At 46.7% G+C, this 17,080-nt stretch carries 10 protein-coding genes; 7 read left to right on the top strand and 3 right to left on the bottom strand.

Annotated features, from left to right (window positions below; translation table 11 throughout):
* Nucleotides 1–91: 91 nt before the first annotated feature.
* Nucleotides 92–2,020 carry a ribosomal protection-like ABC-F family protein gene (abc-f, locus tag DXT99_RS12815; RefSeq protein ID WP_115565954.1) on the bottom strand — a complete coding sequence of 643 codons (1,929 nt, stop codon included), beginning with the start codon at nucleotides 2,018–2,020 and terminating at the stop codon, nucleotides 92–94.
* Nucleotides 2,021–2,528: 508 nt separating this feature from the next.
* On the opposite strand from abc-f, the gene DXT99_RS12820 reads away from it, so the two are divergent.
* Entirely contained in the window at nucleotides 2,529–3,080 is a 552-nt protein-coding gene (locus tag DXT99_RS12820; protein ID WP_115565955.1) for a 2'-5' RNA ligase family protein, read from the top strand.
* 550 nt (nucleotides 3,081–3,630) lie between these two features.
* On the top strand, nucleotides 3,631–5,838 hold the full coding sequence (locus tag DXT99_RS12825) for a catalase (protein WP_220273385.1): 2,208 nt from the start codon (nucleotides 3,631–3,633) through the stop codon (nucleotides 5,836–5,838).
* Between the two features lie 152 nt (nucleotides 5,839–5,990).
* On the opposite strand, the gene DXT99_RS12830 is transcribed toward DXT99_RS12825, so the two are convergent.
* The gene (locus DXT99_RS12830; protein WP_115565956.1) at nucleotides 5,991–7,436 is read right to left on the bottom strand and encodes a peptide MFS transporter; all 1,446 of its coding nucleotides are present in this window, start codon (nucleotides 7,434–7,436) and stop codon (nucleotides 5,991–5,993) included.
* Nucleotides 7,437–7,769: 333 nt separating this feature from the next.
* Between DXT99_RS12830 and pckA the strand changes: the two genes are divergently transcribed.
* The 3 genes from pckA to DXT99_RS12845 all read left to right on the top strand — a co-directional run bounded on the left by pckA (nucleotide 7,770) and on the right by DXT99_RS12845 (nucleotide 11,379).
* Nucleotides 7,770–9,383: a phosphoenolpyruvate carboxykinase (ATP) gene (pckA, locus tag DXT99_RS12835; protein ID WP_115565957.1), complete on the top strand. Its 1,614-nt coding sequence runs from the start codon at nucleotides 7,770–7,772 to the stop codon at nucleotides 9,381–9,383.
* A 322-nt stretch (nucleotides 9,384–9,705) separates the two neighbouring features.
* Nucleotides 9,706–10,422 carry a 16S rRNA (uracil(1498)-N(3))-methyltransferase gene (locus DXT99_RS12840; RefSeq protein ID WP_115565958.1) on the top strand — a complete coding sequence of 239 codons (717 nt, stop codon included), beginning with the start codon at nucleotides 9,706–9,708 and terminating at the stop codon, nucleotides 10,420–10,422.
* Between the two features lie 291 nt (nucleotides 10,423–10,713).
* Complete coding sequence (locus DXT99_RS12845; RefSeq protein WP_115565959.1) at nucleotides 10,714–11,379, top strand: DUF4159 domain-containing protein; 666 nt, start codon at nucleotides 10,714–10,716, stop codon at nucleotides 11,377–11,379.
* A 183-nt stretch (nucleotides 11,380–11,562) separates the two neighbouring features.
* On the opposite strand, the gene DXT99_RS12850 is transcribed toward DXT99_RS12845, so the two are convergent.
* Nucleotides 11,563–12,081, bottom strand: a complete 519-nt coding sequence (locus DXT99_RS12850; RefSeq protein WP_115565960.1) for a hypothetical protein — start codon at nucleotides 12,079–12,081, stop codon at nucleotides 11,563–11,565.
* A gap of 764 nt (nucleotides 12,082–12,845) precedes the next feature.
* On the opposite strand from DXT99_RS12850, the gene smc reads away from it, so the two are divergent.
* Both smc and DXT99_RS12860 read left to right on the top strand, forming a co-directional pair.
* Entirely contained in the window at nucleotides 12,846–16,382 is a 3,537-nt protein-coding gene (smc, locus tag DXT99_RS12855) for a chromosome segregation protein SMC (RefSeq protein WP_115565961.1), read from the top strand.
* 278 nt (nucleotides 16,383–16,660) lie between these two features.
* Complete coding sequence (locus tag DXT99_RS12860; RefSeq protein ID WP_115565962.1) at nucleotides 16,661–17,050, top strand: endonuclease domain-containing protein; 390 nt, start codon at nucleotides 16,661–16,663, stop codon at nucleotides 17,048–17,050.
* The last annotated feature ends 30 nt before the right edge of the window (nucleotides 17,051–17,080 follow it).

The raw sequence follows: 17,080 nt of genomic DNA on the forward strand, positions 1-17,080 counted from the left end.
CCCGATATTTCATCTCGGGGCCTTTGCTGTTTTAATAAGAAGTTGAATCAGAACAATGAATATTCATCTCAACCACAATTGCATTCTCCACTTACTCCGCTATTTTGGTTTCTATTTCTTCGATTTCCAGCATTATTTCTTCCCACTTCTCCTGGGCCACCTGTATTTTCTGCTGTACCGCTTCAAACTTTTGGGTAACTTCCTGGAGCAGGTCTATATTGCCAAAAACTTTCGGATCAGCCAGCTGCTTCTCATAGTCCTGCTTCTCTTTCTCTAAGTCCTGCACTTCTTTCTCTACCTCACTCAGTTGCCTGTTTACCTGCTTTAACTGATTGGTGAGCTGCGAGAAATCGCTTTTCTCTTTCGGCTGCTTATCCTGCTGCTTTGGCTCCGGATTGGCTGCTTCCACTTTCTTTTGCTCCTTTTCGCGCTTCTCCTGCCATTGCTCGAACTCGCGGTAAGTGCCAGGGTATGTTTTCAGCTCATAATCTTCGATGTACCATATTTTTGTGGCGACATTCTCTACAAAGAAGCGGTCGTGCGAGATAATAACAAAGGTACCCTCATACTGGTCCAGTGCCTGAATAAGGATGTTCACCGACTGCATGTCCAGGTGGTTGGTCGGCTCATCTAGCATCAGGAAGTTAGCTTCGGAGATGAGTGTTTTGGCCAACGCTACCCGGCTCTTCTCTCCTCCTGACAACACTTTGATTTTCTTGAAGACCGTTTCTCCGGTAAACAGAAATGAGCCAAGCAAGGTGCGCAATTCTACTTCTGTTTTCTTGGATCCTGCCTGCTGCATTTCCTGCAGGATTTCGTTGTCCACGTTCAGCGCCTCCAGCTGGTGCTGGGCATAGAATGCCATGATGACATTATGGCCCAGCTCCCGGTTGCCCTTTATAGGCTCTGTACCCGCAATAATACGCAGCAGCGTAGACTTACCTTTACCATTGGCCCCTATCAATGCAATCTTATCACCCCGCTCAATGTGTGCATGGGTGTCTTTGAAGATTACTTTATCACCGAAGCTCTTGCTCATGTGCTCCAGCCGGAAAATATGGCGGCCAGGCTGGATGTTAAACTTAAAGCTGAAATTCACCTTTGCCGCATCCGGTGCCACATCTTCAATGCGGTCCATACGCTCGAGTTGCTTCATCCGGCTCTGCGCCTGCTTGGCTTTAGAGGCTTTGGCTTTAAACCGTTCAATAAAGCGCTCTGCCTGTCGTATCTGTGACTGCTGGTTTTCAAAAGCGCCCTTCTGAATTTCATCGCGCAGCACTTTCTCCTCCATGTAGAAGCTGTAGTTTCCCGCATACAAATTCAGCTTACTGTTAGAAACCTCCACTGTTAGGATAGTGGTGCGGTCAAGAAACTCCCGGTCATGCGACACAATCACCACTGCCCCCTCATAGCGTTCCAGGTAAGACTCCAGCCATTTAATGGACGGAAGGTCGAGGTGGTTTGTCGGCTCATCGAGCAGCAGCAGCGAGGGTTTCTGGAGCAGTATTTTCGCCAGCATCACCCGCATGCGCCAGCCTCCGGAGAAAGTCGCCAGCGGCTGCTGCAGTTCTGCGGTACTAAAGCCCAGTCCTTCCAGGATAGCCTCCGCATTGGCTTGCATGGTGTAACCACCCAACGCCTCAAAGCGCTCCTGCAGGTGCGCCAGTTTATCTACCAGGTCGTCATGAAAATTATTTTCGAACTCGACCAGCACTTTATCAATTTCCTGCTGCAAACTGATGGCCTCTTCAAAAGCCTGCATCGCCACCGACAGAATACTTTCATGCGTCTCATAGCTCAGCAAGTCCTGGTTCAGAAAGCCAATGGTCGTTTCCTTGCTCATCTGGATACTGCCTCCGTCAGGTGTATACTCCCCGACAATGATGCGCAACAGCGTAGATTTTCCTGTACCGTTTAAACCAATAAGGCCTATTTTGTCTTTTGGTTTTATATGTAGACTGGCATCCTCGTACATGGGGCGGCTGCCAAAATGGAAACTGAGATTATTGATCGAAATCATGTGATTGCTTATACTGAAAAAACAAAGGTACTTAATTTTGTGCTTCTCTGAAAAACACAGCAATGCCTCTGAAGGTGCAACAATGTTTTATTTAAAATAAATGTAGACTCCGAACGGCAAAACAATTGCATTGAAAAATAAAATAGGGGCACTTCCAGAAAGGGCATCTAAGAGCATGTTTAAAATTTTTTGCGCTGCAAATTGTTCAAAAAGGAGAAGCCAGTTTCCTTTCTGAACAATTTTCGCTTACAAAAACATAATTTAAACATGCTCTAAGGCTATTGCAATTACTGAAATAAATATGTAAATTTTAATCTTTTAATCCTTAGCAGGAATGGCTGAAACAACTTGTAATTTATACATTGCAACGGGTTTAATTAAACCTATGCCTCCTGCTGCTCACCCACCGCCACCTAAACAATAATGGAGTAGGTACGTTTCATATCTTTATGCTAAGGCGTAAGCATATTTTGCCTATAGCTAAAAAAGTACTAAAAGCTATACCTTTATGATTGCGATTACTTCGCTTTTAGATAGTAACACTTCAGCGCGTGTGTCGGAAATGACATCAAAACTGGAGAGTAAATTTGGTTTAACTGGTGTAAACATAACGCCTTACCCCCATCTGACAGCACTAACTGCTGAAGTTCCGGACATGGAGGAACTAAAAGAATACCTCGAGTTGACCTGCCTGGAGACACGTAAAATTACCGTCCGGACTACGGGCCTGGGAATTTTCCCTGGGAAGAACCCTGTCATTTTTATACCTGTGCTGCGCACGCCGCCACTAAATGATTTACATAGCCGCCTGCACCGTGATATTGCCGAGATGAGCACAGAAATGGGGGTCTATTATAACCCAAACCTGTGGCTGCCCCATATTACATTGGCACTGGGCGATACGACTCCTGAATTGCTTGGCCCTGTTCTGAATTTTCTGGGTGAATATAATTTTAACTGGGAGATTACGCTGAACAACCTGACTATCATGCAAAAGTGCGGAGACTATTATCTGAAAGATGATGAATTCCAGTTTGGCAAAAGAGAATTGATAAGCTAAGGAAAAGAGCGGCTTCTTTGTCTTCACCTTTCATTTTATGATTAACAGAGCCAGCTTTGACTCATCCCGTTATTTACCTCCTATCATCAGTATAAAACGGTAATTTTATATATCACAATGCAATTTATAGATTAGGTTAGAGTCAATTTATTTGTTCCTGACCCCACACATTCAAGCTTCCTTTCAAACCTGTAGTCCTTCTGCTTTTCTACAAAATATATCCTCAATATCACACTGGAGATAACCAGCGCCATATTTCTCTTCTCCATTCCTACTCATACAAAACTCCTGCTGCTAAACCTACTTTGTACAAACAAGAAATAACTACTTTAACTTAAAGTAGTCACAGTCCTATTATAATACTATTTTAATTCAACCAAATAATTAAAGTATCCAACTATCTCCTTTTTAAACCCGTAGTTTCATCATACAAATTAGTGTCAAAAACAGCCTGACTGTACTCCATGCGAAAAATAGCAAAATCATCACACTCATCTTATTCCCAAGAAAACAAATAAGTATTCCTTAAAATCTCCAGAACAATTTAATCATGAAAGAGCACGAAAACGAAGGTAACATGAAAGCAAACAAACCCAATGTAAACCAACACTCCAAGGATAAGCAGCTGGATGATTTCAGAGAGGATCCGCAGGACCAGTATATGACGACCGACCAAGGAGTTCGTGTGAACCATACGGATGATCATCTCAAGGCAGGTCCACGGGGCCCACTCCTGATGGAAGACTTCCACTTCAGGGAAAAGATGACACATTTTGACCATGAGTCTATACCAGAGCGTGTGGTACATGCCAGAGGCTCCGGTGCACACGGTTACTTCCAGCCTTATGATGACTCGATGAAAGAATTCACGAAGGCCAAGTTCCTGACGGATCCGAATACCCGAACACCTTTGTTTGTGCGCTTCTCAACGGTGGTAGGCTCCAGAGGCTCTGCCGACACGGTACGAGACGTGCGGGGATTTGCCACCAAGTTTTATACGGAAGAAGGAAACTATGATTTGGTAGGCAATAATATCCCTGTTTTCTTTATTCAGGATGCAAATAAGTTTGCAGACCTTGTACACGCTATCAAGCCTGACCCGGACAATGAAATGCCGCAGGCTTCTGCTGCGCATGACACCTTCTGGGATTTTGCCTCGCTGATGCCCGAGATTAACCATATGATCATGTGGGTACTATCAGACCGCGCCATTCCAAGAAGCTTCCGTATGATGGATGGCTTTGGGGTCCATACCTTCCGCTTTATCAATGAGGCAGGCAAAGCCACTTTTGTAAAGTTCCACTGGAAGCCGACACTTGGGGTTCATTCCCTTGTATGGGACGAGGCACAGAAATTGGCAGGTAAGGATGCGGACTGGCTGCGACGTGACCTGTGGGAAGCAATTGATATGGGCCATTACCCGGAGTTTGAGCTGAACGTGCAGCTTGTGCCAGAAGAGGATGAGTTTAAGTTTGACTTCGATCTGCTGGATGCCACTAAGATTATACCAGAAGAACTGGTGCCACTGAGGCCAATCGGAAAGATGGTCCTGAACCGCAACCCTGACAACTTCTTCGCTGAGACCGAGCAGGTAGCTTTCCACCCGGGCAACCTGGTGCCTGGTATTGATGTAACGAATGACCCGCTGCTACAAGGCCGCCTCTTCTCTTACATTGATACACAGCTAAACCGCTTTAACAGCGCAAATTTTGGCGAGGTGCCAATAAACCGACCTGTCACTACTGTACATAACCATCAGGGAGCTGGCTTTATGCGGCAGACCATTAACAAAGGCAAGGCTAACTACTGGCCAAATTCTATTGGCGGTGGCTGCCCGATGATGGCCCCGGGTAACCAGGGAGGCTATGTGCATTATGCGGAAAAAGTAGAAGGGCATAAGATACGTGCGCGCAGCGAAAGCTTTAACAACCATTACAGCCAGGCTACCATGTTCTGGAATTCCATGACGGAGCCGGAAAAGAAACATATCGTAAAGGCGGCACATTTCGAACTTGGTAAGGTAGAGTCGAAGGAAATACGCCAGCGCATGGTGGGGCATTTCTCCAAAGTATCCATGGACTTCGCACAAAGGGTTGCAGAAGGTATTGGCGTGGAAGTGCCTAAAAACTTTGACCAGGAATCGACAGGCAATTATGAAGCTGACGATGCGAGCAAAAAAATGAAGAGTGGGAAGTCTGTGAAAGAGACGAAGTTCGTCAGCATTGAGAAAGACAAAGTCAGAACAGCAAAATCAAGAAAAGTAGCGATTCTGCTGGAGGATGGTTATGACTACTGCGAAGTAATGCAGGTGAAGCAGGCGCTGAAAGATGCCGGTGCCAGTGCTAAAATCGTTTCCAAGTTCCATGGCATGCGCAAGGCCAGCACCGGGGAAGAAATAGAGACAGACAAGAGCCACATTACCACAGGCTCCATTATGTACGATGCCATCTACATCCCGGACGGTGAGAAGAGCATAGAAGCGTTGATGAAAGAAGGTGATGCCCTGCATTTTATCAATGAAGCGTTCAAACACGGTAAAGCTATCGCCACCTCCGGAAAAGGTATAGAGTTGTTCAAGAAGGCTGATGTGCTTGGCGTAGACTTTGCCGATAAAACTTCCGGCAAAGTGAAGTCTGACAAAGGCGTGGTAACGGCAGGCAACGATGCAGAGGCAAAAGAGTTTGCAACGATGTTCATTGATGCCATCAAAGAACATCGCCACTGGGACCGCGAAGAGAAAATGATGGTTCCAGCTTAATCATCTAGTATAATTACATTATTGAAAGGCCAGTATTTAGCTGGCCTTTCTTTTATTAAAAACTCACTCCCGATTTATGAGGGGCAAGAAAAACAAAAAGGCCACAGCATCGGGATTGATGCTGTGGCCTTTCTTACTTTATTGATGCGCGCTTAAGTAGCTGATTTTTCGAGCAGCTGCCCTGTTTGCGCTTCGGTTTCGTCCTGTTTCTGATCTTCCAGGCCGTGCGTCAGCTTATTGATTCTACGTGTAAGCACCATCAGGATAACACCTAGTACAATTGTAAAAGCGGCGATAGACATAAAGATCTCCAGCTCTCCCAGGCGTTGCGCCCAAATACCTATCCAGGCGGCAACGTAGTTACCGGCTCCTGTAACAGCAAAATACAAGCCCATCATAGAGGCCACGATGCGTTTTGGCGCTACCTTGGTGATAAAGGAAAGTGACACCGGCGACAGGGCTAATTCTCCTATTGTGTGGAACAGGTAAGCAAAAACAAGCCAATGCAGGGAAGACAAGCCATCTGGCGACGCATTGCGCTGCAGGGAAGCAAACACCATAAAGATAAAGCCAATCCCCAGGATAGAAGTACCAAGTCCCATTTTAAAAATGGAAGGCGGGTTTTTACCACGTCTCGCTAATGCCACCCATATGGCAGCCACTACGCCGCCTAGTGTAATGATGAAGAAAGCATTCAGTCCCTGCAGCCAGCTTGCCGGTACTTCCCAGCCTAATACATAACGGTCGGTGTATTGCAGTGCGTACAGGTTCATCAGACCGCCTGCCTGCTCAAAAGAAGCCCAGAACACCAGTACAATGATAAATGAAATCAGGATTACAATGATTCTGTCCCACTCATTTTTGGTAAAGCCCATAAAGCCGTGAGAAGCAGCTCCTTCTGATTTAGTAAAAATCTTGTCTGCGTCCTTTTCTGCCTTTGTTGTCAGGTTGCCTACCCCTTTCAGGAACTTACGACCCCAGATAAACACTATCTGCCCCAACACCATACCGAAACCGGCAAGGCTAAAGCCGTAATGCCAGCCGTAGGTTTCACCTACATAGCCCACAATAAGAGAGGCAAGCAGGGCGCCCAGATTAATGCCCATGTAAAAAATGGTGAAGCCAGAGTCGCGGCGGTTGTCATTTTCGCGGTAAAGGCCACCAACCATCGTAGAAATGTTTGGCTTCAGCAAACCTGTTCCAGCCACAATAAGGCACAAAGCGGTATAAAAAGCCCATTCAGGTGGGTACGCCATCAGCAAGTGGCCCGCCACCAGTGTAAAGCCGCCTATGATAACAGCTTTCTTCTGCCCCAGGAATTTGTCTGCCAGAATACCTCCCGGTATTGACATCAGGTATACCAGCGCAGTATAGGTACCATAGAGCTCCAGGGCTTCTTCGTTTGACCAGCCGTAACCTCCATTTGTGGTAGACACCAGAAACAGCACCAGAATGCCGCGCATGCCATAATAGCTGAAGCGTTCCCACATTTCGGTAAAGAACAAAACCATCAGTCCTTTGGGGTGGCCGAACAGGTTACCCTGCGTATCTACAAAGCTAGGTGCTCTCCCACCCGAAATATTCTGTGATGTTGACATATAAAGAGATTGATTTTTATAAAAGGTTTGCTCAAAATATCTTTTAAAAATACGAACCTATATCCTCTAAAACAAATTTTGCTGCCTGTGCACCCCAAGCCATAGAAAGCGCTTCGGGTAATATACCGGAGGATTATGTAAAAACCCCATATACAAGTATGAGTCGTGCACGTACACTATATAGTGTGTTGATTAATTTTAGAAGTTGAGTGATTATGAAACTCATAATATTTAAAACAGTAGTAGTTTAATAATTATGAAATTCATAATTATTAAACTACTTTTGACAGCGCAAAGTAACCACTCACTTTTGTATACCACATTATAAAACTTATGAAAGAATCTGGACATAAACCAAATACAGCAAATCTTGAATCCTTAGGCATTAAAGAGGCGAAAGAGATATGCTGGAACCTGAGCCCGGCAGAATTAGTGGAGGAAGCCCTGCAAAACCAGGAGGGTGTTCTCACTAACACCGGCGCACTGATGTGCGACACAGGTAAATTTACAGGACGCTCACCCGAAGACCGTTTTATTGTAAAAGACGCCAAGACAGAAGATGCCGTTTGGTGGGGGGATATCAACATCCCTTTTGACCCGGAAAAGTTCGACAACCTGCAGCGCAAGATGACCGAGCACCTGAAGAACCAGAAACTGTATGTGCGCGATGCCTATGCAGGTGCTCATCCGGATTACCGTCTGAACCTGCGCATCGTCAACACACAGGCATGGCATAACCTGTTCTGCCATAACATGTTTCTGCGTATACCCGAAGAAGAACTTCAAAACCACACCCCTACCTTCACGATTATATGCGCCCCGGAGTTTGAAGCTGATCCGGCAACAGACGGCACACGCCAGAAAAACTTCGCCATTATCAACTTTACCAAAGGCATCATCCTGATTGGTGGTACAGGCTATGCCGGTGAAATGAAGAAAGGCATCTTCTCCGTGTTAAATTTCATTCTTCCGCATGAAAAAAACACCCTGTCGATGCACTGCTCAGCCAATGTTGGCAAAGAGGGTGATACGGCCATCTTCTTCGGATTATCGGGAACAGGTAAAACAACGCTTTCAGCAGACGCGAACCGCGGCCTGATAGGTGATGATGAGCACGGCTGGACAGCAGACAGTGTCTTTAACTTTGAAGGCGGCTGCTATGCAAAAGTGGTAGACCTGAGCCGGGAGAAAGAGCCGGAAATCTGGGATGCCATCAAGTTCTGCGCTATTGTGGAGAATACGCGCTTCTACGAAGGCACCCGAACAATAGATTATACCAACAGGTCAGTTACGCAGAACACGCGTACCGCCTACCCTATCTATCATATCGAGAACGCCATTGAGCCTTCTATCGCTGACATACCGAAGAATATTTTCTTCCTGACAGCTGATGCCTTCGGTGTTTTCCCTCCTATCTCCAGGCTGAACAAGAGCCAGGCCATGTACCATTTTATATCCGGCTACACCGCAAAGGTGGCAGGCACAGAAGTCGGTGTCACAGAACCGGTAACCACCTTCTCTGCTTGCTTTGGCGCCGCCTTCTTACCCCTGCACCCAACAAAATACGCCGAAATGTTTGGTAAGAAGATGGAAAAAGGCAACGTAAATGTATGGCTGGTGAACACCGGTTGGACCGGTGGTCCCTATGGTGTGGGCTCCCGCATGAAGCTGTCTTACACCCGAGCCATGGTGACAGCTGCGCTAAATGGGGAACTGAATGATGTGGAGTATACACAGCATCCTATACTGGGTGTAGAAATGCCAGCGTCCTGCCCTGACGTGCCATCCGAAATCCTGAACCCCCGCAATACATGGGATAACAAAGAAGAGTATGATGCGAAAGCCACGGATCTCGCGTCTAAATTCGTAAAGAACTTCCAGAAGTACGCCGACTTTGCCAACGAGGAAATTATGGCAGGTGCACCACTCATAGAAGAAACTGCCTGATATGAACAGAAATTAATCTGTCTAAAGCCTCTCCGCCATCTGGCAGAGAGGCTTTATCAATTTATAGCTTCCGGAATAGGCGCAAAATCCATAGATTCGTATGATAAATTTAAGGGAGGTGCAGGAAATTTTCTAAACTTTCTGCTCCCTTTCTGCTCATTCGGTTTTATATCCGAATGTAATTGAGCAACGGTTTTGTGATCCGTATTTTGCAGAAGCTATAGCATCAGCAGGCATGCTGGTTGCAAATCAGCTACTAAGGAAGTTAAACGAGTATAGTTTTTAGCACCCAATCATTCACCTATTCAAATTTTATAAAAAAGTGCATTTGTTTTACACACCTGACGTTAACACAGATTTCTATGTTTTAAGTGAAGAGGAATCAAAGCACTGCACGCGCGTGCTTCGTTTGGGGCAGGGCGATACGGTCTACCTCGTAGATGGTGTCGGAGGCATGTATACGGCCATTATCCAGGAAGCTAACCAGAAGAAGTGCCAGCTGCAGGTAATAGACAAGCAGATAGAATACGGAAAGCTGCCTTACATTACGCACATAGCTGTGGCTCCTACAAAAAACATGGACCGCATGGAGTGGTTTATAGAGAAAGCCGTCGAAATTGGCGTGAGTGAGATAACCTTTCTGCTGTGCGAGCACTCCGAGCGCCGGCAACTCCGGCTGGACAGGCTGGAGAAAATTGCGGTGAGTGCCATGAAGCAGTCACAGAAAGGGTATCTGCCGCTTCTGAACGAAATGACGCCATATCACCGTTTTATCCAGAAGGCACTGCCGGAACATACTTTTATTGCTCATTTAGAAGATGATGCAACAAAAAGCATCAAGGAACACTATCAGTACGGGAAGCCGCATTGCATCCTGATTGGCCCGGAAGGAGATTTCTCTGCCCAGGAGATAGACGCAGCGTACAAAGCAGGAATAAAGCCCGTGACCCTCGGGAAAAGCAGGTTGCGTACCGAGACAGCAGCATTAGTCGCCTGCCATACGCTGAATGTACTGCACGACATATACGCACCGTTGTAGAGGAAGAAGGGACGAAGGATTTCAAGATGAAAGACAAAGGACTACTCGTTTATCCTGAAAAACTTTGTTATAGGATTCCTTTACGTCTTCCTTGAATGGCAGGGGCTTTGCTTTCTTCATTTCATTGACGCAGGTTTTTAAACTTGTGTCGAAATAATTTGTTGACTTAGTAACCCGATTGGGCAAGGCCCAGGAATATTTAAACACGAGCGAAGACGATCACACCAGACAATAGAGGGAATAATTTAATAAACCGAATGCTTCATGCTAATTCCGATGCACAAAAGATATATGAAACATACCCTGCTTTTAATAACTTTAGTTCTACTTTCAACTTTCGGCTTACAAGCTCAAAGCCATAGCTTTAGGCTGGCCAAGTTAAAGTATAACGGCGGTGGTGACTGGTATGCAAATAAAACATCCTTGCCCAACCTGATCAGGTTCTGTAACCAAAACCTGAACATGAACATTGCCAGCGACGAGGCCGTGGTAGAAGTAGGCAGTCCGGAGTTGTTTACTTATCCTTTTGTACACATGACGGGGCATGGAAATGTGGTGTTTTCAGATGCAGAAGCACAAAACCTGCGCAATTACCTCTTAAGCGGAGGCTTCCTTCATATTGATGATAACTACGGTCTGGACCAGTACATCCGGAAGGAAATGAAGAAAGTGTTTCCAGAGTATGAGTTTGTAGAACTTCCCTTTGATCATCCTATCTACAGACAGAAGTTTTCTTTCAGCGACGGGCTTCCCAAAATACACGAACACGATAACAAGCCTCCACAAGGCTTCGGCATCATCCATGAAGGCCGCTTGGTTTGCTTTTATACCTATGAAACAGATTTGGGTAACGGTTGGGAAGACCAGGACATCTATAATGACCCTGAGACGGTAAGACAGCAGGCCCTCAGAATGGGAGCCAATATCGTAACATTCGCTCTGACACAGCCGATTTAAAACAGGCGACTTACTTTGATCGCACACCCAGTTCTTTGGAGGGCCATTCCACTTTACTGGCGCAAGTTTTCAAACTTGTGTCTAATCATGATGTCGGGTTTGCAACCCGACTGGGCCAGAGGCCCAGAAATAGTACACACGAGCGAGGACGCTCGCGCCATAGAACCGCCATCCAAAAAACCTTTAGTCATACTTCCGCTTAAAAATCTCAGTCAGAACAAAAGCATCCCGGACAGTAGCCGGATTTTTTAAAAGCTTCGCGTACTTACTTGGTTTTACTACCTGTTGCTCTGCCTTGAAAAGCCTTTCACGTATCTCCTCAGACTGCCTGGCAGCCTGCCTTTCCGCTGCTTTCCGCTCCCACGACATTACCTTGGGCACTTCCATATCGTAATTCCTGTACTTAGGAGGCGCTTCTGCCGCAGGTGGTGCTACAGGACCGGCTACTTGCTTGGCTTGCTCTTTCGCATTTTCAACGATAGATTTCCCCCGCTCCTCTGCCCGCTCCACTTTAGGCTGCAGTTCGCGCAGGATATCCTCGAAAGAAGTGGGAGGTCTGTTCGGTTGCTGCGGCCTTCTCTCCTGCGGAGGCACCTCTACATCAGCATCATCACTGGGTGAGTTGAAAGCTTTACGCCACTGCTGAAATATGAAGTAGATGACAGCAGCCAGCGCATAGAGTATAATGTGATAATCTTCCATGTCGTTTGTTTCTACTCAAATATAACGAATTTTTGATACTTTACTGTACTCCTGAAGCAAGCATTAGTCGCTACCAACAGCAACTGTGCATCTACCAAAACTTCGTACAGGCAGGTCGCGACCCAATGGCATATAACTCAAGGAAATTTCACCCAAAAGATATCACTCTATTGTCATCTCGAACGCAGTGAGAGATCTTTTTAGAATTCCGGATAGTTCTCTCACTGCGTTCGAGATGACAAAAAATGTTAGGTTGACGACATTGGGTCGCGACCTGCTCCACATCGGCATAAATTCAAATTGCAATTCTCATATTACACTGTTCCGCTACCGTTGAATACCCACCCCTACCCCTCCCAAGAGGGGAATTTTGGCATGGAAGAAAGATTCCTCTCCTCATAGGGGTTAGGGGTTCATTTCAGATACAAAAAAATATTCGCCAATGAGTTTATAGTTAAACCGAAGGTGACCGATATAGTTATGCAGGCCCATCCTACAAATCCCTTATATCCTGAAAATCCTGGGGGTATGGACCTTAGATATGTTTCAGGCAAGTACATCCTGAACAATTGAAACAAATTTCAGCATCCTTTCTATCAGAGCAGATGCTCCTGCAAAATACATGTTATCAGCGCATTGGAAACATGCTGTCCTTTGTCATCTGTCTTTATGCCTGTGTCTGTTCACTTATATAACGGTGCAAAATACGATGGTATCAAAAAACGTCTTATTTTTGAGTTTAGTTAGAAATTCCGCACACGCGAATGCAGGTATCAAAATTAGAGATTAAAGGTTTTAAGAGTTTTGGCGATAGGGTCGTCATTAACTTCGACAATGGCATTACAGGTATTGTGGGGCCGAATGGTTGTGGGAAGTCCAACATTGTGGATGCGATCCGTTGGGTACTGGGTGAGCAGAAGACGCGTAACCTCCGCTCCGACAAAATGGAAAACGTGATTTTCAACGGTTCCAAAACACGGAAACCAGTGCAACTGGCAGAGGTGTCCATCACCTTCGATAACAACAAAGGTATTCTGCCAACCGAGTACTCACAGGTAACAGTAACCCGCAAGTATTACCGCAACGGTGACAGCGAGTACATGCTGAATGGCGTGGCGTGCCGTTTGAAAGACATCAACGAACTTTTCCTCGATACTGGGATTGGCTCCGACTCTTATGCCATTATCGAGCTGAAGATGGTGGACGAGATCCTGAATGACAAAGAGAACTCCCGCCGCCTGTTGTTTGAAGAAGCCGCCGGTATCTCTAAGTTCAAGGTCCGGAAGAAGCAGACGCTTAAAAAGCTGGAGGAAACCGATGCCGACCTGGAACGTGTGGAAGACGTGCTGCACGAGATTGGCAAGAACATGAAAACGCTGGAGCGCCAGGCAAAACAGGCTATTAAGTACTTTCAGTTAAAGGAAGACTATAAGAAGCATAGCCTGGCCTTTGCCCGCCGTAACATCTCGCAGTACCAGAATTCCCTGGAGCGCCTGGAGCAGGATGTGCAGCAGGAAAACAACCTGAAAGAGCAGTATGTTAGTACCGTAACTGAAGCCGAAGATGCCATTGCCGACCAGAAAGAGGAGCTGAACGTAACGCAGGAAAAGCTGGCTGAAATGCAGAAAACCATGCAGGTGCAAACAGCCAAGCTTCGCCAGCTGGAAAGCGAGATAAAGCTGAATACCGAGCGAAGCGCTTACCTGAAAGAACGCATGCAGCAGTTGCGCCAGCAGATAAGCCAGGATACGGCCAACGTAGAGCATACCCAGGAGAGCATTCTGGAACTTCGCGATGAGCTGATGGAGGTGCAGGATCAGTTTGCCACAGCAGAAGAGCAGGTAAGCGAACTGAAAGAGCAGTTGCAGGAAGCCAATGAGCAGAAAGCAACGCTGCAGGATACGTTCCAGGACCTGACACAAAAGCAGAAGGCAAAGCAAAACGAGGTATACCAGCTGAGCAAATCCCTGGAGATAAGCCAGGTGCAGATACAGAACATCAACCAGGAGTTGGAGCGCCTGCACCAGCAGCAACAGACCGCAGATGAAGACGGCCGCGTACTGCAGGAGCAGCTGCAGGAGGCACAGGTAGCGCTTGAGGATACCACCTCAGAGTTAGTACGCCTGCAGGCAAAGGAAGAAACACTGCAGCAGAATGTAGAAGCCACTGAGGCCAACATCGAGGAGCTGAAGACACAGCGGGTAGAGCTGAACCGCGCCCTGGATGCAAAGCAAAACCAGTACAACCTGACAAAGTCTCTGGTAGAGAACATGGAAGGTTTCCCGGAAGCTATTAAATACCTGAGCAAATCTGAGAGCTGGTCGAAGCCTGCTCCTCTCCTGTCCGACATCCTGATATGTGAGCCTGACTACAAGCCGCTTATCGAAAGTTACCTGGAGCCTTACATGAACTTCTTTGTGGTGGATGAGCTGCAGGATGCCGTAGAAGCCATTGCCCTGCTCAAGAGCGAAAACAAAGGGCGCGCGAACTTCATCATCCTCTCCGAGATTGAAGAACTGGAGCCAACTGCCACCTACAGCGAAGGCAATCTAAAGGCCGGTTACGAAGTGGTGTCAGCGGAGAAGAAGTACAGCAGCCTGATGAAGTACATGCTGCGCAACGTATACATATCCGACGACAGCGAAGAAGACCTGTACGACAGCGACTATAAAACCATCATTCTGAAAGATGGTAGCGCCATCCGCAAGCCCTTAAGCCTGTCAGGTGGTTCCGTTGGTTTGTTTGATGGGAACCGCCTGGGGCGTAAGCAAAGCCTGGAAAAACTGGCGGAGGAAGTGGAGGAACTGACAAAGCAGGTGGACCTGATGCAGAGCCGCGTGAACACGCAGAACCAGATTCTGCAGAACTATAAGAACGAGTCGCAGAAAGACGTTATCAAGCAACTGGAGAAAGAGGTGGCGAAGCAACAGCAGGACCTGCTTACCGTGCGCATCAAGCACGAACAGCACCAGCAAAACCTCCGCAACTTCGACCAGAAGAAAGATGAGCTACAGGAAAGGCTACTGGCCCTGCGCGAGCAGAGCGAGGACGTGTCTCCGCAGGCGGAGGCCGACCAGAAAGAGCTGAAGCGACTGGAGGAAGAGCTGGTAGTACACAACACGTATATAGAGCGCCAGCAGGAACAGATTGCCGTTATCTCCGGCAGGTATAACCAGGAGAACATCCAGTTTCACCAGCTGAAGAACCGCTTCGCCAGTTTGCAGCAGGAAATCAGCTACAAGCAGAAGACGGTAGAAACAAACCAGGAGCGCATTACGCAGCTGAAGCAGGAGTTGGTAAAGGCAGAAGAAGAAATCGCCACGGCAGATACTTTTGTAGAAGAGAACGAGGCGGTCGTGGAAGCGATGAACGAAGCCCGTAAAGCTTTTGGGCAGGAACTGGAGGAGATAGAAAAGGAATACTTCAGTTTGAGAGGCGACCTGGATGAGAAGGAGAAGACGATACGGGAGCTGCAGCGCAAGCGCCAGAACTCCGACGAACTCCTGCTGCGCATGCAACAAGCCAAGAATGACACGCAGCTGAAGCTGGTGGCCATCAAAGAGCGCCTGGCGGCTGAGTTCAGTATTTCAGATGAAGACTTCGCTACGCCTGTTCCGGAAGAAGACTTGCTGATACCGCTTTCTGCCGAAGAACTAAGCCAGCATATCTCCAACGTAAAAGGGCAGCTGGACAAAATGGGCCCTGTCAACGCCATGGCCGCCGACGCTTACGCTGAAATAGAAGCACGCAATACCTTCATCACAGAGCAGCGCAACGACCTGATAAACGCCAAGAACATCCTCATCGACACCATCAATGAAATTGACACGGTGGCGAAGGAGAAATTCATGATTGCTTTCGAGCAAATCAAGCACAACTTCAAGCTGGTGTTCCGCAGTCTCTTCACAGAAGAAGACAACTGCGACCTGGTGATTTCAGATCCGAAGAATCCGTTGGAGTCTAAGATTGAAATCATGGCGCAGCCAAAAGGAAAGCGGCCGTTAACCATCAACCAGCTTTCCGGAGGAGAAAAAACACTGACAGCCATTTCCCTGCTGTTCTCCATTTACCTCCTCAAGCCAGCGCCTTTCTGTATCTTCGATGAGGTAGACGCCCCGCTGGATGATGCCAACATAGACAAGTTCAACAACATCATCCGCAAGTTCTCAAACGACTCGCAGTTCATCGTGGTAACCCATAATAAGCGCACCATGGCCTCTACAGACGTTATGTACGGCATCACCATGATAGAGGCTGGTATCTCCCGTGTTATCCCTGTAGACCTGCGCCAGATAGCGTAGCCAGTTATCAATTTACATTTAACATTTAGCAGTAACAGAGAGGGCCGCTATCTTAATAGCGGCCCTCTCTGTTTATGTATAGTGCTGTAACAATGCTTCAGCACTCCAGGTAATGAAAATTACGATGGTCAGATTTTTAATGATTTTTTTCCTAATGCCCTATTGCTGTTTTTTTGATGTCAAATGAAATTAATTTATGATGTTTCATTCTAGGCGATTCTCCCCTTGAGGGGAGCTAGAGGGGTGTTTACATTCTAATGAGTTTAACAATAATATTTATGAGGCGAAACAAGATTATACCATACCGCCAGGACCTGAAGCTGAAAGCGAGGGAGCTAAGAAAGAACAGTACGCTTTCTGAAGTACTGCTCTGGCAGGAAATAAAAGATAAAAAACTATTAGGTTTCCAGTTTCACAGACAGGTTCCTCTACTAGATTATATTGTAGACTTTTATTGCCATGAATTACAATTAGCTATTGAAATAGATGGAGACAGCCATGAAAACAAGGGGAGCTATGATAAAAAGAGGCAGAAAGAACTAGAAGCCTATGGTGTATGTGTTGTGAGATTTGATGACCTGGATGTGAAGAAAATGATACGTTATGTCCTTAATGAAATAGCACATTACATACATAATATCGATTCTGGTAGCGCAACACCCCTCTAACTCCCCTCAAGGGGAGAATCTACTAGAATG

It is taken from the genome of Pontibacter diazotrophicus, from assembly GCF_003367245.1.
Taxonomy (GTDB): domain Bacteria; phylum Bacteroidota; class Bacteroidia; order Cytophagales; family Hymenobacteraceae; genus Pontibacter; species Pontibacter diazotrophicus.

What these genes read in the sequence shown, in the direction of transcription:
- DXT99_RS12830 (WP_115565956.1), bottom strand. Translation starts at nt 7,436, where the DNA reads ATGTCAACATCACAGAATATTTCGGGTGGGAGAGCACCTAGCTTTGTA.
- pckA (WP_115565957.1), top strand. Translation starts at nt 7,770, where the DNA reads ATGAAAGAATCTGGACATAAACCAAATACAGCAAATCTTGAATCCTTA.
- DXT99_RS12860 (WP_115565962.1), top strand. Translation starts at nt 16,661, where the DNA reads ATGAGGCGAAACAAGATTATACCATACCGCCAGGACCTGAAGCTGAAA.
- abc-f (WP_115565954.1), bottom strand. Translation starts at nt 2,020, where the DNA reads ATGATTTCGATCAATAATCTCAGTTTCCATTTTGGCAGCCGCCCCATG.
- DXT99_RS12845 (WP_115565959.1), top strand. Translation starts at nt 10,714, where the DNA reads ATGAAACATACCCTGCTTTTAATAACTTTAGTTCTACTTTCAACTTTC.
- DXT99_RS12850 (WP_115565960.1), bottom strand. Translation starts at nt 12,081, where the DNA reads ATGGAAGATTATCACATTATACTCTATGCGCTGGCTGCTGTCATCTAC.
- DXT99_RS12825 (WP_220273385.1), top strand. Translation starts at nt 3,631, where the DNA reads ATGAAAGAGCACGAAAACGAAGGTAACATGAAAGCAAACAAACCCAAT.
- DXT99_RS12820 (WP_115565955.1), top strand. Translation starts at nt 2,529, where the DNA reads ATGATTGCGATTACTTCGCTTTTAGATAGTAACACTTCAGCGCGTGTG.
- smc (WP_115565961.1), top strand. Translation starts at nt 12,846, where the DNA reads ATGCAGGTATCAAAATTAGAGATTAAAGGTTTTAAGAGTTTTGGCGAT.